The organism is Catenuloplanes nepalensis (assembly GCF_030811575.1).
Lineage (GTDB): Bacteria > Actinomycetota > Actinomycetes > Mycobacteriales > Micromonosporaceae > Catenuloplanes > Catenuloplanes nepalensis.
In genome coordinates this window covers 155,029-174,938 of sequence record NZ_JAUSRA010000001.1, presented here as the reverse complement: position 1 = coordinate 174,938, position 19,910 = coordinate 155,029, and the positions used below count along the sequence as shown (strand labels likewise).

Here is a 19,910-nt window from a genome sequence, read left to right as displayed (position 1 = left end):
CGGTGCTTTGGAGCCGTTCGGTGCTTCGGGTGCCTTTGTTGTTCAGCCCGCTTGAGGCGTTCTGCGTCGGCGGGCTTCTTCGTGTTTCACACTCCGATGAGGCGTGCCGTCGTCGCACCCGTTACCCTGTCGGCTGTTGCGTCGTTTGCTGCGTCGATTTGGAGAGTGGGCGTTCATGCGCACCCGAAGCGCCGCCCTGATCGCGGTCGCGGTGGTCCTGGGCTGGCTGGCGATCGCCGGGGTCACCGGACCCTACTCCGGCAGGCTGAGCGAGGTCTCGACCACGGACAGCACCGCCTTCCTGCCGGCCGGCGCGGAGGCCACCCGCGCGGCGGACGAGGCGGCGAGCTTCACCGACCGCGGCACCACCCCGGCCATCGTGGTCTACGAGCGGGCGTCCGGCCTCACCGACGCGGACCGGCGGCGCGCCGGCGAGGACCGCGCGGAGCTGGCCGCCCTGGACGGCGTCATCGGCCCGCTGCCGGACGTCGACGACAGCGACGACGGCCGGGCGCTGCAGCTCATCGTGCCGGTGGACAGCGCGCTCGACGCCGGCGAGATCGTCACGGCGATCCGCGCGGCCGTCGCCTCGCCGGGACGGGACGGGCTGGCCGTGCACGTGGCCGGGCCGGCCGGGCTGCGCGCGGACCTCAAGGAGGTCTTCGGCTCGCTGGACCTGACGCTGTTGCTGGTCACCGCGGGTGTGGTGCTGGTGATCCTGCTGGTCGTCTACCGCAGCCCGGTGCTGTGGATCATCCCGCTGCTGTCCGCCGCGGTCTCGTTCGGCCTGGCCGCCACCGCGGTCTACTTCCTCGCGAAGAACGACATCGTGAAGCTGGACGGACAGGCGCAGGGCATCCTCACCGTGCTGGTCTTCGGCGCGGGCACGGACTACGCGCTGCTGCTGATCGCGCGGTACCGGGAGGAGCTGGGGCGCTTCGACCGTACCGCCGATGCCCTGAAGGCCGCGTGGCGCGGCGCCGCGCCCGCGATCGTCGCGTCCGCCGCCACGGTGATCGCGGCCCTGCTCTGCCTGCTCTTCTCCGGCCTGAACTCGAACCGCGCGCTCGGCCCGATCTCCGCGGTCGGCATCGCCGCCACGCTGATCGTGATGCTCACGTTCCTGCCCGCGCTGCTGCTGCTCGGCGGCCGGTGGGCGTTCTGGCCGCGCCGTCCGCTCACCGGCGGCACCGTGCAGGACTCACGGCTCTGGACGCGCGTGGCCGGCGCGGTGCACAGACGGCCGCGACTCGCCTGGATCGGCACCACGCTGGCGCTGGCCCTCTGCATGCTCGGCCTGTCGCAGGTCGGCAGCACCGGGCTCGGCCAGTCCGACCTGTTCACCGCGGAGACCGACTCGGTGAACGGCCAGGAGGCGCTCGCCCGGCACTTCCCGGGCGGCTCCGGCTCCCCCACCACGATCTTCGTGTCGCAGGGCGCGGCGGCCGCGGCGACGCAGGCCGTGCAGGGCGTCGCGGGCGTCGACAGCGTGCGCGCGGTCAGCGGGCCGGGCGCGCCGGCCGGACCGCCCAAGGTCGTCGGCGGGCGGGTGCAGCTGCAGGCCACGCTTGCGGACGAGCCGGACAGCGCGGCCGCGGAGGAGACCGTGCGGCAGATCCGGGTGGCCGCGCACGCGGTGCCGGACGCGGACGCGCTGGTCGGCGGCTACACCGCGGTGCAGCTGGACACGCAGGACACGAACGAACGGGACCGCAATGTGATCATTCCGCTGGTGCTGGCCGTGATCGCGGTGATCCTCGCGCTGCTGCTCCGCTCGCTGCTCGCGCCGGTGCTGCTGATCGCGACCGTGGTGCTGTCGTTCGGCTCCACGCTCGGCATCTGCGCGCTGATCTTCCGGTACGCCTTCGGATTCCCCGGCATCGACGCGTCGATCCCGCTCTTCGCGTTCGTCTTCCTGGTCGCGCTCGGCATCGACTACAACATCTTCCTGATGAGCCGGGTCCGCGAGGAGTCGATCGCGCACGGCACCCGGGCCGGCGTGCTGCGCGGCCTGATCGTCACCGGCGGCGTGATCACCTCGGCCGGCGTGGTGCTGGCCGCCACGTTCTCCGCGCTCGCGGTGGTGCCGCTGGTGATCCTCGCCGAGCTGGGCACCGCGGTCGCGGTCGGCGTGCTGCTGGACACGGTCGTGGTCCGCTCGCTGCTGGTGCCCGCGCTGGTGCACGACCTCGGCGACCGGGTGTGGTGGCCGAGCGGGCTGTCCCGGCGCCCTCCGGAAGCCCCGGGAAATTCGCCGGAGAAGGACGGTCGGTTGATCTCCGTTTAGCCGATATTCGGCCGATATAGACCTGGTATCGCTTGATCAAAGAAGGCCGGTCCCGGCCGATTGCCGGTGGCCGGGGCGCAGGCGTACGGGATACGATCCCGGCGCCGGGGCGGTAGCTCAGCCGGTTAGAGCAGGGGACTCATAATCCCTCGGTCGCGGGTTCGAGTCCCGCCCGCCCCACCAGCAAAAACGTCGCTTGATGCACCCCCGCGGAACAATTCGTGAGGGCACCGTGAGGGCCGGAGAATCGGCGCGATCCACCGTTACGTCCGCCGATGTGTCGACGATGATCGTCGGCCGGCACCGTCTCGCGATCAGCGAATTCGCATAAAACAGACATCCAGTGCGCTGTTCGCTAGATCACATTCTCCGCCGGACGGTGGCCCGCCTCCGTCGGAGGTCGCAACCCGGACTTCCCGCCTCCGCCGGATGTGGCCGGACCGGGCCGCGCGGCACGCTCTGAGGCATCGAAACGACGCCGACCTTGGAGTACGTCATGAAGCTGAAGAAGGTCGCCGTACCGGCTGCCGCCGCCGCGCTCGCCATCGGCCTGCTGCCGCTGGCGAGCGCGCAGGCGACGGAGCGGCCGGGCACCGAGTGGGCCGGCATCGTCCGCGAGTCCGTGACCATCCCGATGGACGGCGGGTGGTCCGCCGAGGGCGAGCTCACCTACCCGAAGGGCGCGAGGGGCCGCCTGCCCGTGGTGGTGCTGCTGCACGGCAGCGGCAAGAACGACATGGACCAGACGCTCGCGCCGAACGTGGGGACGCTCAGGTCGGTCGCCCAGTCGGCGAGCCGGAGCGGCTTCGCGGTGCTGCGCTTCAACAAGCGCGGCGTGATCGGCATCGGCCCACAGCTGAGCGACGACCCCGCGCTCCTCGACCCCGCCACACCCTACGAGCAGGTGGTACGCGATGCGGCCGCCGCCGTCCGGTTCGCCGGCGCCTCGAAGCGGGCTGACCCGGCGAAGGTCTTCCTGCTCGGCCACAGCGAGGGCACGCAGGTCGCCGGCAACCTGGCCGCCGACCCGCGCGGCTACGGCATCCGGAAGCCGGCCGGCGTGGTCGCGATGGGCGTGGTCCACGGCACCCCGCGCGAGGTGCTCTACTACCAGGCCGTCGGCCGCACACTGGGGCAGCTGCACGAGGAGTTCGACTTCGACGGCGACGGCTCGCTGACCGCGAACGAGGTGTCCGAGGGCCTGGCCGGCCGTCCGTCCGACGTGGCGGCACAGTTCCGGGCCGTGCTGGCCGCTCCGGGGACCGACGCGAACGGTGACGGCCGGCTGGCCATCGACACCGAGGTCGAGCCGGTCGTGCGCGCGGCCGTCGGCTTCGATCGGTTCCCGAACATCCCGGGCATGCCGGAGAGCTTCGCCAGGTACCTCACCGACATCGGCCGGTTCAGGACCCCGGCCCAGGAACTCCCCCGGTACGACGGGCCGGTGCTGCTGCTGAACGGGCAGACCGACATCCAGACCCCGGCACGGGGCGCGATCGTCACGGACGCCGCGCTCGCCACGGCCGGCAACCGGGACCACAAGTTGATCACCTACCCCGGCGTCGGCCACACGATGAACGTCTCGCCGGAGTACGCGGCGGTGCCCGGCAACCCGGACCCGGCGGTGCTGCGCGACGTCGTCACCTGGCTGTCCGCCCACCGCTGACCGGCGTGAACCACCGGCCCGGCACGCTCCCCGCGTGCCGGGCCGCTCGGGAGGAGCGAGATGCGGAAGAAGCTGATCCAGGACGGTGCGCTGGGCGTGGCCGCGGTCGCGTTCGGGTTGCTGATCTGGCTCTCCGACCGGGGAAGCCCGCCCGGCACGGCCGTGCTGACGCTGATGATCGCGCAGACGCTGCTGCTCTGCCTGCGCCGGGTCAGCCCGGTGACGTGCGTGGCGCTGATGCTGGTGCTACAGACCGCGATCTCCGCCGCCGCCCCGCACGGCACCGGACTGCGCGGCGCCGGGCTCGCCATCGCGGTCTTCACCTGCGGCACGCTGCTGACCGCGCGCGCCGCCATCACGATCGCGGTGATCACGGCGGTCGTGGAGATCGGCGGGTACGCGGTGCTCACGCTGCCCCCGGTCGAGGACCCGGCGTGGGAGCTGAGCCGGCTCGTGGTGAACCTCGCGCTGGCGCTGCTGCTCTACGTCGCGGCCGCGCTGCTCGGCGCGCACCTGACCATGCGGCGCCGCTACGCCGAGGCGGTCGCGGCCCGGGCGGACGCGGAAACCGCCCGGGCGAACGCGGTCGCGGCGCGGGCGGAAGCGGAGACCGCCCGGGCGAACGCGGTCGCGGCGCGGGCGGAAGCGGATGCGGAGGCGCACCGGGCCCGGACCGAGGCGGTGCTGACCGCGGAGCGCGCCCGCACCGCCCGCGACCTGCACGATGTCGCCGCGCACCATCTGACCTCGCTGATCGTGCAGGCCACGCTGGTCGAACGGCTGCTGGACCGCGATCCGGAGGCGGCCCGGGGGCACGCGGCCGCGGTCCGCGAGGAGGGCCGGAACACGCTGCACAACCTGCGGCGGATCGTCGGTGCGCTGCGGGCCGACGACGGCGCGGGCCCGCACCTGCCGGACGGCAGCGGCCTTGCGATGATCGACCGGCTGGTGTCCGGCGGCGAGGCCACGCTCACCGTCGACGGCACGCCCGGCGTCCAGGACCCGGCCGTGGAGGTGGCGCTCCACCGGGTGGCGCAGGAGGCGCTGTCCAACGCGCGCGACCACGCGCCCGGCGCGCCGGTGTCGATCACGCTCGCCTACGGGGAGACGGAGACCACCATGGAGATCCATAACGGGCGGGCGACCGGCAGCGTGCCGGTCCGGGACGACCGCCGTCATCGCGGCTTCGGTCTGATCGGGATGCGGGAGCGGGCCTCGCTGATCGGCGGCGCGCTGGACGCCGGCCCTGCTGACGACGGCGGCTGGCTCGTCCGGCTCACCGTTCCGCGTACCGGTGCTGGATCCGGATCTGGCTCATGATCACCGTGTTGCTGGCGGACGACCAGCCGATGCTGCGCGCCGGGTTCCGGTCCCTGCTCGAACTGGCCGGTGACATCACCGTGGTCGGCGAGGCCGCCGACGGCCCCGAGGCGGTCCGGATGGCCCGCCGGCTGAAGCCGGACGTGGTCTGCATGGACGTCCGCATGCCCGGCGGCGACGGCCTGACCGCGACCCGCGAGATCGTCGGCACGCTCGACCCGGCGCCCGCGGTGCTGGTGCTGACCACCTACGAGCTGGACGAGTACGTGTTCGGCGCGCTCGAGGCCGGTGCCAGCGGCTTCCTGCTCAAGGACGCGGACGTGGACACGCTCCTCGACGCGATCCGCCGGCTCGCCGCCGGCCAGGGGCTGGTGGACCACACGGTCACCCGGCGCGTGATCGTCGAGTTCGCCCGCCGCCGCCGGGCCGGCGCGCCGCCGGGAACCGGGCCGGACGTGCTCACCGCACGCGAGACGGAGATCGTCCGGCTGCTGGCCCACGGCCTGTCCAACGCGGAGATCGCGGCCGAGCTGGTGGTCGAGGTCAGCACCGTGAAGAGCCACCTGAGCCGCGCGATGACCAAGATCGGCGCCCGCGACCGCGTGCAGACCGTCATCTGGGCCTACCGCTCCGGTCTCCTGCCGCTGGAGACGTGAGCTGCGCTTCTTCCCGGTATTGCGGCCATGTTGCATGATCAACCAGCAATGGCACGGGGGAGGAAGACACATGACGTTCGCATTCGGCGATGGTGACCTGACCGATCCGGACCGGTGGCTGCGGGAGCAGGAGGAGCGCACCGCGCGGCTGACCGCCGAGGCCGGGCGCGCCCAGCACGAGCTGGCCGCGACGCAGGTGACGGCGACCAGCCGCGACCAGAGCGTCTCGGTGACGGTCAACCCGTCGGGCGTGCTGCTCGGCGTCCGGTTCTCGCCGCGGGCCACGGAGCTGACGGCCGCTCAGCTCTCCGCGCGGGTGATGGAGGCGTACGGCGCGGCCTGCGCGGAGGCGTCGCAGCGGATGCTGGAGATCATGTCCGGGCTGGTCGGCGATGACTCCTCGGCCATGGCGTTCCTGAAGAGCACGCTGCCGCCGGTCGAGGAGGAGACGCGATGAGCGCGTTCTCCGTGTCCCGCGCAGAGCTGGAGGCGCACGCCGGGCAGGTGCAGGGCGTCGCCGCGGACGTCGCCCTGTGCCGGGCCGCCGGCACCGAGGTGGGCTTCGGCGGCACCGAGGCGTACGGGCTGTTCCTGCAGTTCGTCCTGCCGCCGGTGCTGGAGATGGCGCTCGGCGACACCTGCGATCTGCTCGACCAGGCCGACCTGCTCGGCCAGGCGATGTCCACCGGCGTGCAGGCCAACAACGCGCAGTACTTCGGCAACGACGACGCGATCGCGGACCTGCTGCGCGCCATCGGCGACGCGGGCTGGTGACCGGGATGACGGACAATCCACTGGTCGCGGCGCCGAAGAGCGTCTGGGACGACTCCCAGAAATTCGCCGGAGCCGGCCTGCTCGACAGCGGCTACGGCGCCTGGACCGATCTCTACGAGAACCGCGACTTCAGCGCGATGAGCGTCGGCGTCAACGGGATCTCAGTCGGGCTAGACGTGCTGTCCATCGCGCTCAACCCGCTCGGTGAGCTGGTCAAGGCCGGCGTCGGCTGGGTCATGGAGCACGTGGCGTTCATCCGGGAACCGCTGGAGCTGCTCACCGGCGACCACCGGGCGATCCAGGCCGTCTCCGACACCTGGGGCAACATCAGCGAGCGCCTGCTCCAGACCGCGGACCGGTACGAGGCCGCGATGGCCGGGATCGGCACCTGGACCGGCGAGGCCGCGCAGGGCTACCGCGGCGCGGCGGCCGAGTACATCAACGGGCTGCGCGCGCTGGCCGGGCACACCGGCAACACGTCGCAGGGCGTCATGCTCGCCGGCATCGTGGTCGCCACCGAGCGCGCGATCATCTTCGACATGATCGCCTCGTTCATCAGCCGGGTGATCGCCCAGGCGCTGATCGCCGCGGCCTCGTCCGTGGTCACCGTGGGCGGTTCGGTCGCCGCGTTCCTGACCAGCGTCTCGGTCGACGCCGCGCTGCTGACCGCCCGGATGGCCAAGCGGCTGTCCGAGATGCTGACCGTGATCAAGCGGTTCGTGGCGCGGTTCGACCAGCTCGGCGCGGCCGGCCGGAAGGTCGCCGACGCGCTGGCGGGCAAGTCCCAGTCCATGCACAACTGGGCCGACAAGCTGGAACGCGCGAACGTGCGCACCCGGCGAGACCTGATCTACCCGGGCGGCGACGCGCTGAAATACACCCGGTACGTCGACCGGGCCACCTCGGGACCGGCCGGCACGGTCGCGGACAGCCGGCCGCTGTTCACCGGCAAGGAGGCCGCGAAGGCGACCAAGGACGGCACCGCAGAGGACGATGATGGCTGATCGCCGCGCGCGGAGGCGTCCGCGGCCGATGATCGCCGGGCGTCCCGGCCGGAAACCGACCGCTCACCTCCGACGGCGCTACAGCACGTGGGCGATCGGGCTCACGGTGGCACTCGCGATGCTCGTCGCGTTCCCGGCGAGCAGCGTGGTCTTCCTCGTCGTCGAGCGCTTCGGGTCCACCGCCGGACCGCGGGTGCTCGCCTCCGGCACGGCCACCGTGAGCGGCTGTGAACGGCAACTTCTCCGTGAGCCGTACGCGTGTGCGGCGTCCGCGGTGTGGCACGAGACCGCGACGTTCGGTGAGCCGCCGGCCGAGGTCACCGTGCGGTCGACGCGGCCGCTGCACGGGGAGGTCGCGGTGGAGGAACGGGATTGCAGCCGGCGATACGCCAGCGACCACCTGTGCCCGGTCTATGCGGCCGACTATCCGTCTCGCTCGCATTGGCTGGACATTCCGCCGTTTCTCACGCTCTTCGGCCTGATGGCCGGCGGCTGGCTGGTGGCACGCCGGATCGTCACCAGGATCACGGGCTATCCACCGGCCCGGGCGGATCGTCAGAATTGACGAACGGCGGGGCCGGTGGCCCCGCCGTTCCGCTGTTCCGTTCCTTGATCGAGTCGTCAGCGCAGGACGCCCGGGGCCGCGTCGCCGCCGCCCCACACGTCGTCGTCCTCCTGGAGCCAGGTGCTGCGCTCCTCCTCGCCGCCGAAGCCGGCGCCGTGACCGCCGCCCATGCCGGCCATCCCGCCGGCGCCCGCGCGACCCGCGCCGCCCTTGCCGGCACCGGTGCCCGGGGCCACACCGCCGGAGAGCATCGGTTTGCCGCCCTTGGCGGCACCGCCCTTGCCCGCACCCTTCGCGCCGGCACCGGCACCCATCCCGCCCATGCCCGCCGCGCCCAGACCGGCGAGCCCGGCGCCGCTGACCGGCTTGCCGAGCGCACCGCCACCGGGGATGCCGCCGGCACCGCCCGCGCCGAGACCTCCGGCCGAGCCGAGACCGCCACCGGCGCCGAGACCACCGGCACCGGCACCGCCGAGACCGCTGAGACCGCCGGACCCGAGACCGCCCGCGCCCAGACCGCCGGTGCCGAGGCCACCGCCCGCGCCGGCCAGGCCGGTGCCGGTCGGCGTGCTCGGGTCGAAGTCGGCACCGCCGCCGGGCGTGTAGCCGGTGCCCACCTCCGGGTCGAAGCCGCCGGTGCTGTCATTGATCGGTGGCGTGTAGGGGGTGTTGCCGATACTCGAGTCGAACGGGCTGCCGCCGGTCGGGCTGACGCTGCCGATGCCGGAGGGCGCACCGGCGCCCAGCTTGGGAGCGCCACCCCCGCCACCACCGCCGGGGCCGCCGCCGACGCCACCGCTGGGGCCGCCCGATCCGAGCGGGACCTCCTCCGTGGGAGCGAAGCTCTGATACCCGACGGGCGTGCCGGCCGGCGTCGCGGCGGCCGTGTCGGCGACCTGCCCGTTCAGGGTCCGCCAATGCTGCAGGGCCTCTTCACTGCCGTTGGTCAGGGCGTCCTGGACCGCGGTCCAGACCTTCTCCGCCAGCCCGAACGTCACCGCGTTGCCGATGTCCCGGTAGGTACCCATCGCACCGGCGATGTCCACCCTGATCGCATTCTCGAAGGAGCCGATCGGAATCGCCAGGTGGGCGTCCCGTGCCTGCATGACCTCGGGCTGCATGGCGATCGGGACCGGGATGACCTCCTGCGCGGCGTGCAGATCGTCGGCCGCCTGGTTCAGGCTGGTGACGACACCGCCGCTGCCCGTCCCGTTCGCCTCGTCGACGACGTGCTGGATCTTCTCCGAGATCGTCTCGATGTGCGTCTTGAACGCCTCGTAGGCGTCGCCCTTCCAGACCGTGCCGAGGTCCGTGACGTTCGTGTCGAGGCTGGTCTTCACGCTGTTCAGGTTGCGCAGCACCGCCTCCCAGCCGAGCGCCGCGGTCCGCAGGTCACCCGGCCGGCCGTCGATCACGACCTGGTTGACGATGTTCTCCCAGGACTCGTCGCCCCAATTCCGTGCCATCGCCTAACCCCCGTATCCCGAGTCGCCGGACGTGGACGTACCGCTGCTCGGGTACGACGCCGGGGTGCCGGCGGTCCCGGTGGGCGGATATCCGGTGCCGCCGCCGTACTGGCCGGTCTGCACCTCCGAGGCGAAGACCTCCTCGAACGCCTGCGCGGACATCTGGTTCGCCCGCTCCGCCGTCTCGTATCGCTCCTTGACCTGCTTGAGCGCCTCGGCCGCCTGCAGCAGTTCCTCGGCGATGGTGCGCACCGACCGCTCCGCGTTCTGGTAGTGCCCCTGGTGCCGCTGCGCGATCTCCGCCGCCGCCGGGTAGGTGCCGAAGGGCGACTTCCCGCCCGCCGAGGGCGGGCCGGTCAGCCAGCTGCCGATGTCGTCGCTCATCGCGGGCGCCAGGCGGTCACCGAGATACTTCGCGTGATCCTCCAGCCAGCGGATCGCACCGTCCAGGCTGTCGGCGTCCCACTCCGTGTTGAGACCCGGGTCGCCGGAGGTGGCGTTGATCTCGGTCGGCCGGGACGACGCGTTGAGGTCGTCCGACACCCAGAACCCGGCTACCGGCGGCAGCGCGGTGCCCGGCAGCGGCGGTATGAAGACCGGAGTCACCTCCTGGCCCGGCCCTTGATTCTCTGCCATCTCCTCTTCCTCCCCGTCGTTCCTTTACTCGTTCCGTGCCTGACTCGCCGGTCAGCCGTGCGGCGGATACTGCGGCCCCGGTGGGTACTGCGGCCCCGGCGGATATTGCGGGCCGGGTGCCGGCGGGTAACCCGGTCCCGGCGGTGGATAGCCACCCTGCTGGGGGTATGGGCCCGGCTGTGCCGGATACGGGCCCGGCTGGTGCGGATACGGTCCCGGCGCGGGTGGGCCGGGCCGGCGCTTGTTGCGCGACGAGGCCGCCGCGATCAGCACGACCACCAGGACCACCAGAGCCAGGCAGATGCCGCCCCCGATCAGCGCGACCGTGTTGCCGCCGAGTCCTTCGTCGCTGTCCTCCGGTGCCGGCGCGGCCTCGGTGGCACCGGTCTCGTCCTCGTCCGGCAGCAGCGGGTTGCGGTCCACCGCCGGCACGTCCTCGGTCAGCGCCGCGACCGGGTTGACGATGCCGTCGCCGTACTGGCCGTCCCAGCCCTGCGCGCCCTTGTCGTCCGCGGTCCGGATCAGCCGCTCGATCACATTCGCCGCATCCAGATCCGGGAACTTCGCCCGGACCATGGCCGCCACGCCGGAGACGATCGCGGCTGCGGAACTGGTGCCGCCACCGAGGCCGTAACCGCTGTCCGACAGCCCGAGCGGCATGGCGTTCACGACGTCCTGGGCCGGCGCGGAGAGCACCGCGCCCCGGCCCTGAACCGACTGAGCCGCCCAGAAGGAACCGTCGGTGGCGATTCCGGTCACTCCGATCACACCCCGGATCTTGGCCGGGGCGGCGACCTTCGAGTGGCCTTCCGTCACGTTACCGGCCGCGGCGACGACCACGACGTCCTTGCTCAGCGCGTACTCGACCGCGTCGAGCATGACCTGCGGCGTCGGATCCACGTCCGCACCCCAGGAGAGGTTGATGACCTTGGCGCCGTTGTCGACGGCCCAGCGGATGCCCTCCGCGCCGACGTTCAGGTTCTCCGCGGTCCCGGTGGCGTACGGCAGGATCCGCACGCCGGGCGCGATCCCGGTCATCCGGTTCGGGCCACCGCCGTTACCGGCGATGGTCGAGGCCATGCCGGTGCCGTGCCCGTCGACCCGGTCCGAGCGGCCGTCGGCCGCCTCGCCGCCGGTGCCGCGGCCGGGCAGGACCTTGCCCTGCAGATCCGGGTGCGAGGCGTCGACGCCGGAGTCGACGACGCCGACCACGATCCCCTCGCCCGTGCTGATCTGCTGTGCCTCGGAGATCTTGAGCAGGTCGAAGTACCACTTCTGCCGCTCCGCGATCGTCGGCGCCGCGGCCGCGGCGGCCGGCGCCGTGAACAGCGCGCCGCCGGCCAGCATCGCGGCCAGCGCAGCCGCCGTGAACCGGGTCACCCCGCCGGTACGGCGCCGGGGTCTGGTGGGCCTCACCGCTGACTCCCCCTGTCGGATTCGATCGTGACCGCACTCCAGCGGCCCCGATGCTCCATATGCGCTGCCGAGAATACGGCCATCCTCGCCTCCGGAGGCAACGGGCGACCAGCACAACTAACGGCAACGACATTCGCATCTGTCGACTGCTGAGGAGAATGCCGGTTTTAGCCGCATTGGCCCTTGACTCGCCGCTCCGCCGATCATCGCCGACCCGCGCAAGCCTCCCGTAGGATCACGGACCCATGAGCGCATACCGGTCCCGCGTCCGTGGTTGTCTGCTCGGCGGCGCGGTCGGTGACGCGCTCGGCAACCCGGTCGAATTCCATCGCGATCCCGCGGTGACCGACCTGGAGCTGTCCCGGGACGGTCTCGCGCTGATCACCGATGACACCCAGATGACGCTGTTCACCGTGGAGGGTCTGCTCCGGTCCGGCGGCACCGACGTGCCGGCCTCGGTCTACCAGGCCCACCTCCGCTGGTACGACACGCAGCGCTTCCCCGGCCCGCCGGAGCACGCGGACGGGCTCGCCGCACAGCCGTTCCTCTACGCGCAGCGCGCGCCTGGAAACGCCTGCCTCGGCGGTCTGGCGCTCGGCCGGATGGGCACGTTCTACCATCCGGCGAACCCGGACTCCAAGGGCTGCGGCTCGGTCATGCGCTCCGCGCCGTTCGGCCTGTTCCCGGCCGTAAGCGCGGCGGACGCGTTCGCGCTGGCCGCCGAGTGCGCGGTGCACACGCACGGCCATCCGACCGGCTACCTGGCCGCCGGCACGTTCGCCGCGATCATCCGGCACCTGCTGGACGGCGACGACGTCCGCACCGCGGCCGAGCGCGCCATCGGCATCCTGACCACGCACGACCTGCACGAGGAGACGCTGACCGCGCTGCGCCGGGCCCTGGACACGCCGTACGCTCCGGGTAACACCGGCATCGAGCGGATCGGGCTCGGCTGGATCGCGGAGGAGGCGCTGGCCATGGCGGTCTACGCCGCGCTCGCGTGCGAGGAGCCGAGCCGGGTCCGCGACGCGCTGCTCGTCTCGGTCAACCACGCCGGCGACAGCGACTCCACGGGCGCGATCTGCGGCAACCTGCTCGGCGCCCGGCACGGCGAGGAGGCGCTGCCCACAGATTGGGTGAACCGCCTGGAGGGCCTGGACACGATCACCGCGATCGCCGGCGACCTGGTGGAGGCGAAAGCATGGCGCTGACGAACTGGGCCGGGAACGTCACGTTCGGCGCGGCCCGGGTGCATCGGCCGGGCACGGTCGACGAGCTGCGCGAGATCGTGGCCGCGAGCGCCCGGCTGCGCCCGCTCGGCACCGGCCACTCGTTCAACCTGATCGCGGACACCGACGGCGACCTGGTCTCGGCCGCGTCGCTGCCGGGGACGGTGCACATCGACTCGGTCTCCAGCGAGGTCACAGTGAGCGCCGGCGTCCGCTACGGCGAACTCGCCTCGCGCCTGCACGCCGCGGGGTACGCGCTGCACAACATGGCCTCGCTGCCGCACATCTCGGTGGCCGGTGCGGTCGCCACCGGCACGCACGGCTCCGGCGTCACCAGCCCCGGCCTCGGCGCCGCCGTCACCGGGCTGCGTCTGGTCACCGCGGACGGCGAGCTGCTCGACCTGCGCCGCGACGATCCGCGCCTGGCCGGTGCGGTGGTCAACCTGGGCGCGCTCGGCATCGTCGTCGACGTCACGCTGCGCATCCGGCCCACGTTCGAGATCGCGCAGTCCGTCTACGAAGGCCTTCCCTGGTCACAGCTGGAGACCGGCTGGGCGGAGATCATGCGCGCGGGCTACTCAGTCAGTCTCTTCACGGACTGGACCGATTCGGTGATCAACCAGATCTGGGTCAAGCGCGACCCCCTGGACACACCGCTGCCCACCGGGTGGCACGGTGCCACGCTCGCCGGGACGCCGCTGCACCCGGTCCCCGGCATGTCCGCGGTCAACTGCACCGAGCAGGGCGGCGTCCCGGGCCCGTGGCACGAGCGCCTCCCCCACTTCCGCCTGGACTTCACGCCCAGCAGCGCCGCGGAACTGCAGACCGAATACCTGGTACCGGCCGCGCACGCGATCGCGGCGCTGGAGGCGGTCGACGCGATCCGCGACCGGGTCGCGCCGGTGCTGCAGATCTCCGAGGTCCGCACGATCGCGGCCGACGACCTCTGGCTCAGCCCGAGCCACGGCCACGACAGCGTGGCGATCCACTTCACCTGGCAGCCCGACGCCGACGCGGTCGCGCCGGTCGTCGCCGCGCTGGAGGAGCAGCTCGCGCCGTTCGGCGCCCGCCCGCACTGGGGCAAGGTCTTCTCCACCGACCCGGCCGCGCTGCGCGCCCGCTACCCCCGATTCGGCGACTTCCTTGCTCTGCGTGCGGACCTCGACCCCGCCGGCAAGCTGCTCAACCCGATGCTCAGCCGCTACCTCGGCCTCTAGGCCCAAGATCGAGGCGTCATTCACGTCGCTAGAACGACGTGAATGACGCCTCGATCTCTTGAGCAGCCTGGCGAACGGTGGTGGACAGCCCACTACCCGGTGGCCGTGGGAGTGCGGTGACTCAGCGCAGCACGCCGGGAGCGACGGCGCCGGAGGTGCCCCAGACGTCCTCGTCCTCGGTCAGCCAGGTGGTGTGCTCCTCCTCATCGCCGAAGCCGGCGCCCTGACCGGCGCCGCCGATACCACCGACGCCGGGCAGACCCGCGCGGCCGGCGGCACCGCCCCCGGCCGCGCTGCCCGGCAGAAGCGGCTTACCGGTTGTACCGGCACCGCCCTTGCCGTTGCCCCGGCCCGCGCCGGCCGCGGCGCCGGCGCCCAGAGCACCCACGCCGGGGATGCCGGCCTGCGCGGGTGAGACCGGCTTGCCGAGCGCGCCGCCACCGATCGGGGCACCGCCCAGGCCACCGGCCGGTCCGCCGGCACCGCCGGGGGAACCGAGACCGCCGGCGCCGAGCGCTCCGGTGCCGAGGCCACCAGCGCCGAGGCCACCAGCGCCGAGACCGCCGGTACCGAGACCACCGAGGCCGCCGGCGCCGAGGCCGGAGCCGGCGCCGGCCAGGCCGGTGCCGCCGGGCGGGTCGTCGAGGGACCCGGGGCCGAGCACCCCCGGGTCGAACGAGCCCGTGCCCGGGGTGGCCGCGCCCGGGTCGAAGCCCGCGGTGCCGGCGCCGAGGGACGGCGGCGCACCGGCCGCGCCGAGCTGCGGCGCGGCAGCTGTGGCCGGATCGAAGGCGCCGGTCCCGGGTGGCGCGACGCTGCCGATGTCCGGCGGCGACGTGCTCAGCGCCGGAGTGGCCCCCGCGATCCCGTTACCGCCGGTGAGCGCACCGATATCGGTACTCGGCGCGCCGGTGCCCAGGGGGATCTCGCTGGCCAGGTTCATGCTCTGGAAACCGATCGGGACGCCGGCCGGAGTGACCGCGGCCTCGCCCTCGATCTCGAAGTTCAGCCGGTTCCAGATCACCCGGGCCTCGTCGGTCCGGTCGTTCAGCCAGTCGCTGAGCGCGTCGAAGACGCCGGTCGAGGACAACACCGCCCCGAGCGCGGTCCCCAGCGCGAAGCCCATCGGGCCGAACGGCAGGCCGAGCAGGCCCACCGCCGTCGACTCGAACACCCCGTCCGCGATGCCCTGGTCCTCGTTGCGCAGCGCGGCGATCTCGTCCTCCATGCCGGCCGGGATCGGGATCTCGGCCTGCGCCGCCTGCAGCCGGTCCGCCGACGTGTTGAGCGTGCCGACCACGGTGCCCATGCTGTTCGCGTCGTTGTAGACGGTCTCCATGTTCTGCGAGATGCGCTCGATGTGCGCCTTGAACGACTCGTACGCCTCCCCCTTCCACGTGGTCCCGAGGTCGGTGACGTTGTCGTCCAGGCTGGTCTTCACGTCGTTCAGGTTCCGCAGCGCAAGGTCCCAGCCCGCCGCCGCGGCCCGGATGTTGTCCGGCTTCCCGTGGATCACGACTTGCGTGACCATCTGTTCCCAGGTCTGAATCCCGTACTTGTCGGCCATCGAACTCAGCCTCCGTAGCCTGGGCCGTCGGTCACGTGGACCGCGGGTGCGACACCCGCCGAGCTGACCACGGGTGCACCGGGCACGGGCAGCGACGGGTCGGGTGGCGGCGGGGCGGCAGGGGTGGGTGCGGGCTCCGCCGGCGCGGGCGGCGCGGCAGGAGCCGGCGGGGCGCCGGGTGCCGGTGGGGGCGCGGCCGGCGGCGGGGCGGCGGAATCCGACGGACCGCCGCCGGGCCTGCTCCCGCTCTGTTCCGCGAAGATCTGGTCGAAGGCGGAGGCGCTCATCTCGTTCGCCTCCTCCGCGGTCTCGTACTGCTCCAGCACCACCCGCAGCGTCTGCGCCGCCTGCCACAGCTCCTGCGCGATCGTGCGGATCGACCCGTCCGCCGTGGTGTAGTGCCCGACCTGCCTGTCCCGCATCTGGACCGCGGTCGGGTAGGTGCCGAACGGCGAGGTGCCCGAGCCGTCCGGCGGGCCCGCCAGCCAGTTGCGGATGTCCGTCTCCATCCCGGGCACCAGCGACTGGGTGAGGTAGATCGAGTGTGTCTCCAGCCAGTTGATCGCGCCTTCGAGGGTCGACGCGTCCCACTCGGTCTGCGTCCCCACGTCACCGGGCGCCGTCGCCAGGCGGCTCGGCTGGCCCGCCACGGTCACGTATTCGGTGCCGTCCGGTTCGGGTGGAATCACCGCTCCGGGTGGCATGTAAACAGGTACAGGTCCAGGTCCCGCCATTGTGCTCTCCCTCACCCCTCGGAAGGATCCGCTGCGACCAATACGCCCGTCGCCGCAGAGCGGTTCACGCCTTTCCGTGAGCCCGCGCGGAACCCGGGAGCAAGCCCAGAGGAACCACGCCGGCCCACCGCTGCACTGGGTTGCCGCTGCACTGGGACGAGCGGCAGGAGCACCGCGAGGGCGGTCAGTGTCGCGGCCGGCGAGCCGCGCCCAGCGAAGGAGGAGAAGTATCCAACCGGCATACACGCACTGTCGCCGCAGTCGGTGCGGACGGTCTACGTCCCCGAACAGGTATGCCAGCGGCACCGAGGCGCTCACCGCGGCCCATGACCGCTCTATTTGCGCAGCAGGCGACTCATCCGGCGGGAGGCGGCCCAGAGGCAGAGCGCGAACAGGGCGAGGAGGTAGGCGATGTCGAGGGCCTGGAGCCAGCCGGCGCGGCCCGCGGTGAGCGCGCGGATCAGGTCGACCGCGCGGTAGAGCGGCGTGATCTCGATCAGCCAGCGGAGCGCGGCCGGGTAGGCGGTGGCCGGGACGAACGTGCCGGAGAAGAGGAAGAGCGCGAACTGAATCGTGCCGATCAGGTCGAAGTCCTGCCAGCCGCGCATCAGCGTGGCGGTCAGCATGCCGATCGCACCGAACGTGAAGCCGATCAGCACGGTCGCTGGCAGCGCGACGAGTGCGCGGAGCGGGCTGGTGAGGTCCATGGCGATCATGACGGCGAGGAAGGACGCGGCGTAGACCGCGCCGCGGGCCATGGCCCAGCACAGCTCGCCGAACGCGATCTCCATCGGGCCGACCGGGGTGGCGAGGACGCTGTCGTAAAGCTTCCAGAATTTCATCTTGCCGAAGAAGTTGAACGTGGTCTCGGTGAGCGCGCCGGTCATCGCGGACGCGGCGAGCATCGCGGGCGCGACGAACGCGGCGTAGCTGACCACCGTGCCGTCCGGCAGCGGCATGTCGCCGATCAGCGCGCCGACGCCGATGCCGATCGAGAAGAGGTAGAGGAACGGTTCGATCGCGCCGGAGACGAACACCAGCCAGCCGGCGCGGCGCAGCGCGACGACGTTACGGCCGGCGACGGCCAGGACGCGGCCGCCGGAGGCGGTGAGGCGGGGCAGCGCGAGTGCGGCGATCACGGTCAGACCCCCAGCCGCCGGTGGAAACGGTGTGCGGCCAGCGCGACGCCGGCGCCGGCCCAGAGCGCGAGATAGAGCAGGTGGCCGGTCAGGGACCAGTCGAGCGCGCGGCCGAGCGTGGCGGCGCGGCAGAGGTCGACGGCGTGCCAGAGCGGTGTCGCGTAGGCCAGCCAGCGAAGCGCGGCCGGCATCGCGTCGACCGGGAAGAACACGCCGGCGAAGAGCGTCATCGGCACGATCGCGAAGCGGAACAGCACGCTCAGCCACACCTCGCCGGGAACGGAGACGCTGTAGGCGAAGACCGGCGCGGCGATAGCGAGGCCGAGCAGCACGCCGATCGGCAGGCAGGCCAGCGCCCACGGCGACGGCAGCGCGCCGAAGACGACCGCGACCAGCAGGAACGCGGTGACGCCGGCGGTCACCCGGAGCATCGCGAAGAGCAGGTGGCCGCCGAGCACGTCGACCGGGCGCAGTGGCGTGGCGGCCTGCGCGGCGTAGGTCTTCATCCACTCCATGTGGGCGAGCACCGGCCAGGTGGACTCGCCGAGCGCGATCTGCAGCGCGGTCGACGCGAGCAGGCCGGGGACCAGGAAGTGCAGGTAGGGCACGCCGTCGACGCCGCCCTGCACGTAACCGCCGACGCCGATCCCGAAGCCGAGCATGGTGAGCAGCGGGATGACGAACGAGCCGAAGACCGAGCCGCGCCAGTTGCGCGCGAACTCGGCCAGGTGGAACTCGAAGGCGGCGATCATCAGTCGACCAGCGTCCGGCCGGTGAGGTGCAGGAACACGTCCTCCAGGGAGCTGCGGCGGACCAGCGCGCCGGACGGGGTGAGCCCGCGCGCGTGCACCTCGGCGAGCGCGGCGTCGCCGTCGGCCGTGTAGAGCAGGATGCGGTCGGGCAACTCCTCGGTGCGGTCGCCGACGCCGTCCAGCTTGGCCGCGAACCCGGACTGCGACTCGGCCGCGAAGCGCAACTCGACGACCTCGCGGGTGGAGTATCGCTCGATCAGCGCGCGGGGCGAGCCCTCCGCCACGATCTTGCCGGCGTCCATCACCACGAGCCGGTCGCAGAGCTGCTCGGCCTCGTCCATGTAGTGCGTGGTGAGCACGAGCGTGACGCCGCGCTGCCTGAGCCGGAACAGCCGCTCCCAGACCAGGTGGCGGGCCTGCGGGTCGAGGCCGGTGGTGGGCTCGTCGAGCAGCACCATGTCGGGCTCGTTGATCAGCGCGCGGGCGATGGTGAGACGCCGTTTCATGCCGCCGGAGAGCGGCTCGACCTCGGCCCCGGCCCGCTCGGTGAGCTGCACGAACTCCAGCAGCTCCCGTGCGCGGCGGGTGGCCTCACGGCGGGAGATGCCGAAATATCGCGCATAGGTCGTGAGGTTCTGCAGGACGGTCAGGTCGGGGGCGAGATTGTCCAGCTGCGGGCAGACGCCGAGCCGGGCCCGGATCGCCGGGCCCTGCCGGACCGGGTCCATGCCGAGGATGCGCAGCAGACCGCCGGTGGGCGGGGACACGCAGCCGATCATGCGCATGGTGGAGCTCTTGCCGGCGCCGTTGGGCCCGAGGAAGCCGAACGCCTCACCGGGCTGCACCGTGACGTCGATGCCGTCCACCGCGGTGAAGTCGCCGAAGCGCTTGACCAGCCCGGCCGCTTCGATCATCGCAGTCATGCCCCGACCCTAGACCGGGGGTTCGACAAGTTCCGACGGATTTACCGCGGTGCGGCCGCCTCCGCGTCGGCCCGGGCGCGGGCGACCAGCGCGTCCACCCGCTCGGCGTCGGGCGGGGTTCCCGGGTCGTACCGCACGGTCCAGCGCAGACCGTCCACACCGCTCACCCGGCGCGCCGCCACCCGGGCGCCGCCGCCGGGCAGGTCGTGGTGGTGGGTGATCGCGACCGACTTCGTCACCCGGACCTGCACCTGGTGCGGCACGTGGCCGGGTTCGAGCAGCAGCGTCGAGATCGCGGGCTCGTCGACCACCACGGTGTAGCCGTCGCGCTCCTCCGCGACCCGGCCGGCGATCACTGTCAGCTCACGGCCGGACCAGACCGCCTTGAGGATCTCGTGCCAGCCCAGCCTGTCCCGGCCGGGCAGCCGCAGCCCGCGGTTGGTCGCGACCACCACGCCCTCGGTGGACGTGCTCGCCCAGGTGAGGATGCGCTCGTCGCGATCGAGGGCGGGGCGCTGCGCGGCCGGCGGCTGGTTTCCGCGGAAGAAGCCGAACACGT

Annotated in this window: 19 protein-coding genes and 1 tRNA gene; 11 read left to right on the top strand and 9 right to left on the bottom strand. The window is 72.5% G+C overall.

What is annotated here, in order from left to right:
• Positions 1–175: 175 nt before the first annotated feature.
• From J2S43_RS00750 to J2S43_RS00710, 9 genes are all read left to right on the top strand, one after another.
• Positions 176–2,287 (top strand): MMPL family transporter, encoded by a 2,112-nt coding sequence (locus J2S43_RS00750; RefSeq protein ID WP_306826509.1) that lies wholly within the window; start codon positions 176–178, stop codon positions 2,285–2,287.
• Positions 2,288–2,393: 106 nt separating this feature from the next.
• Positions 2,394–2,470, top strand: a tRNA-Ile gene (locus J2S43_RS00745).
• Positions 2,471–2,783: 313 nt separating this feature from the next.
• Positions 2,784–3,953 carry an alpha/beta hydrolase family protein gene (locus J2S43_RS00740; protein ID WP_306826508.1) on the top strand — a complete coding sequence of 390 codons (1,170 nt, stop codon included), beginning with the start codon at positions 2,784–2,786 and terminating at the stop codon, positions 3,951–3,953.
• Positions 3,954–4,013: 60 nt separating this feature from the next.
• Positions 4,014–5,273: a sensor histidine kinase gene (locus J2S43_RS00735; RefSeq protein ID WP_306826507.1), complete on the top strand. Its 1,260-nt coding sequence runs from the start codon at positions 4,014–4,016 to the stop codon at positions 5,271–5,273.
• Positions 5,270–5,929, top strand: coding sequence for a response regulator transcription factor (locus J2S43_RS00730; RefSeq protein ID WP_306826506.1), 660 nt, complete (start codon positions 5,270–5,272; stop codon positions 5,927–5,929). Before J2S43_RS00735 ends, J2S43_RS00730 begins: the two co-directional genes overlap by 4 nt.
• A 70-nt stretch (positions 5,930–5,999) precedes the next feature.
• Entirely contained in the window at positions 6,000–6,386 is a 387-nt protein-coding gene (locus tag J2S43_RS00725) for a YbaB/EbfC family nucleoid-associated protein (RefSeq protein ID WP_306826505.1), read from the top strand.
• Entirely contained in the window at positions 6,383–6,703 is a 321-nt protein-coding gene (locus tag J2S43_RS00720) for a hypothetical protein (RefSeq protein WP_306826504.1), read from the top strand. Before J2S43_RS00725 ends, J2S43_RS00720 begins: the two co-directional genes overlap by 4 nt.
• Positions 6,704–6,708: 5 nt before the next feature.
• Positions 6,709–7,707, top strand: coding sequence for a hypothetical protein (locus tag J2S43_RS00715; protein WP_306826503.1), 999 nt, complete (start codon positions 6,709–6,711; stop codon positions 7,705–7,707).
• Between the two features lie 106 nt (positions 7,708–7,813).
• Positions 7,814–8,272, top strand: coding sequence for a hypothetical protein (locus J2S43_RS00710; protein ID WP_306826502.1), 459 nt, complete (start codon positions 7,814–7,816; stop codon positions 8,270–8,272).
• A 56-nt stretch (positions 8,273–8,328) separates the two neighbouring features.
• Here J2S43_RS00710 and J2S43_RS00705 read toward each other — a convergent pair whose 3' ends face one another.
• Genes J2S43_RS00705 through J2S43_RS00695 form a run of 3 tightly spaced genes read right to left on the bottom strand, consistent with a single transcriptional unit; the run spans position 8,329 to position 11,790 of the window.
• The gene (locus J2S43_RS00705) at positions 8,329–9,738 is read right to left on the bottom strand and encodes a WXG100 family type VII secretion target (RefSeq protein WP_306826501.1); all 1,410 of its coding nucleotides are present in this window, start codon (positions 9,736–9,738) and stop codon (positions 8,329–8,331) included.
• 3 nt (positions 9,739–9,741) lie between these two features.
• Positions 9,742–10,374, bottom strand: coding sequence for a hypothetical protein (locus J2S43_RS00700; RefSeq protein WP_306826500.1), 633 nt, complete (start codon positions 10,372–10,374; stop codon positions 9,742–9,744).
• A gap of 51 nt (positions 10,375–10,425) precedes the next feature.
• Entirely contained in the window at positions 10,426–11,790 is a 1,365-nt protein-coding gene (locus tag J2S43_RS00695) for a S8 family serine peptidase (RefSeq protein ID WP_306826499.1), read from the bottom strand.
• 245 nt (positions 11,791–12,035) lie between these two features.
• Here J2S43_RS00695 and J2S43_RS00690 point away from each other — a divergent pair, with 245 nt between their 5' ends.
• Both J2S43_RS00690 and J2S43_RS00685 read left to right on the top strand, forming a co-directional pair.
• On the top strand, positions 12,036–13,001 hold the full coding sequence (locus tag J2S43_RS00690) for an ADP-ribosylglycohydrolase family protein (protein WP_306826497.1): 966 nt from the start codon (positions 12,036–12,038) through the stop codon (positions 12,999–13,001).
• On the top strand, positions 12,992–14,236 hold the full coding sequence (locus J2S43_RS00685; RefSeq protein ID WP_306826496.1) for a D-arabinono-1,4-lactone oxidase: 1,245 nt from the start codon (positions 12,992–12,994) through the stop codon (positions 14,234–14,236). Before J2S43_RS00690 ends, J2S43_RS00685 begins: the two co-directional genes overlap by 10 nt.
• Positions 14,237–14,357: 121 nt before the next feature.
• Here the strand turns inward: J2S43_RS00685 and J2S43_RS00680 are convergent, their stop codons facing one another.
• The 6 genes from J2S43_RS00680 to J2S43_RS00655 all read right to left on the bottom strand — a co-directional run bounded on the left by J2S43_RS00680 (position 14,358) and on the right by J2S43_RS00655 (position 19,908).
• On the bottom strand, positions 14,358–15,803 hold the full coding sequence (locus tag J2S43_RS00680) for a WXG100 family type VII secretion target (protein WP_306826495.1): 1,446 nt from the start codon (positions 15,801–15,803) through the stop codon (positions 14,358–14,360).
• A gap of 5 nt (positions 15,804–15,808) precedes the next feature.
• Entirely contained in the window at positions 15,809–16,492 is a 684-nt protein-coding gene (locus tag J2S43_RS00675) for a hypothetical protein (RefSeq protein ID WP_306826494.1), read from the bottom strand.
• 380 nt (positions 16,493–16,872) lie between these two features.
• Positions 16,873–17,673 carry an ABC transporter permease gene (locus tag J2S43_RS00670; protein ID WP_306839123.1) on the bottom strand — a complete coding sequence of 267 codons (801 nt, stop codon included), beginning with the start codon at positions 17,671–17,673 and terminating at the stop codon, positions 16,873–16,875.
• 5 nt (positions 17,674–17,678) lie between these two features.
• Positions 17,679–18,428, bottom strand: a complete 750-nt coding sequence (locus J2S43_RS00665; protein ID WP_306826493.1) for an ABC transporter permease — start codon at positions 18,426–18,428, stop codon at positions 17,679–17,681.
• The gene (locus J2S43_RS00660) at positions 18,428–19,351 is read right to left on the bottom strand and encodes an ABC transporter ATP-binding protein (protein WP_306826492.1); all 924 of its coding nucleotides are present in this window, start codon (positions 19,349–19,351) and stop codon (positions 18,428–18,430) included. Before J2S43_RS00660 ends, J2S43_RS00665 begins: the two co-directional genes overlap by 1 nt.
• A 41-nt stretch (positions 19,352–19,392) precedes the next feature.
• Positions 19,393–19,908 (bottom strand): hypothetical protein, encoded by a 516-nt coding sequence (locus J2S43_RS00655; protein WP_306826491.1) that lies wholly within the window; start codon positions 19,906–19,908, stop codon positions 19,393–19,395.
• Between the last annotated feature and the right edge of the window lie 2 nt (positions 19,909–19,910).

Coding starts and splice junctions, on each gene's coding strand:
- J2S43_RS00720 (WP_306826504.1), top strand. CDS start 6,383: ATGAGCGCGTTCTCCGTGTCCCGCGCAGAGCTGGAGGCGCACGCCGGG.
- J2S43_RS00730 (WP_306826506.1), top strand. CDS start 5,270: ATGATCACCGTGTTGCTGGCGGACGACCAGCCGATGCTGCGCGCCGGG.
- J2S43_RS00680 (WP_306826495.1), bottom strand. CDS start 15,803: ATGGCCGACAAGTACGGGATTCAGACCTGGGAACAGATGGTCACGCAA.
- J2S43_RS00705 (WP_306826501.1), bottom strand. CDS start 9,738: ATGGCACGGAATTGGGGCGACGAGTCCTGGGAGAACATCGTCAACCAG.
- J2S43_RS00725 (WP_306826505.1), top strand. CDS start 6,000: ATGACGTTCGCATTCGGCGATGGTGACCTGACCGATCCGGACCGGTGG.
- J2S43_RS00750 (WP_306826509.1), top strand. CDS start 176: ATGCGCACCCGAAGCGCCGCCCTGATCGCGGTCGCGGTGGTCCTGGGC.
- J2S43_RS00715 (WP_306826503.1), top strand. CDS start 6,709: ATGACGGACAATCCACTGGTCGCGGCGCCGAAGAGCGTCTGGGACGAC.
- J2S43_RS00660 (WP_306826492.1), bottom strand. CDS start 19,351: ATGACTGCGATGATCGAAGCGGCCGGGCTGGTCAAGCGCTTCGGCGAC.
- J2S43_RS00735 (WP_306826507.1), top strand. CDS start 4,014: ATGCGGAAGAAGCTGATCCAGGACGGTGCGCTGGGCGTGGCCGCGGTC.
- J2S43_RS00700 (WP_306826500.1), bottom strand. CDS start 10,374: ATGGCAGAGAATCAAGGGCCGGGCCAGGAGGTGACTCCGGTCTTCATA.
- J2S43_RS00665 (WP_306826493.1), bottom strand. CDS start 18,428: ATGATCGCCGCCTTCGAGTTCCACCTGGCCGAGTTCGCGCGCAACTGG.
- J2S43_RS00690 (WP_306826497.1), top strand. CDS start 12,036: ATGAGCGCATACCGGTCCCGCGTCCGTGGTTGTCTGCTCGGCGGCGCG.
- J2S43_RS00685 (WP_306826496.1), top strand. CDS start 12,992: ATGGCGCTGACGAACTGGGCCGGGAACGTCACGTTCGGCGCGGCCCGG.
- J2S43_RS00740 (WP_306826508.1), top strand. CDS start 2,784: ATGAAGCTGAAGAAGGTCGCCGTACCGGCTGCCGCCGCCGCGCTCGCC.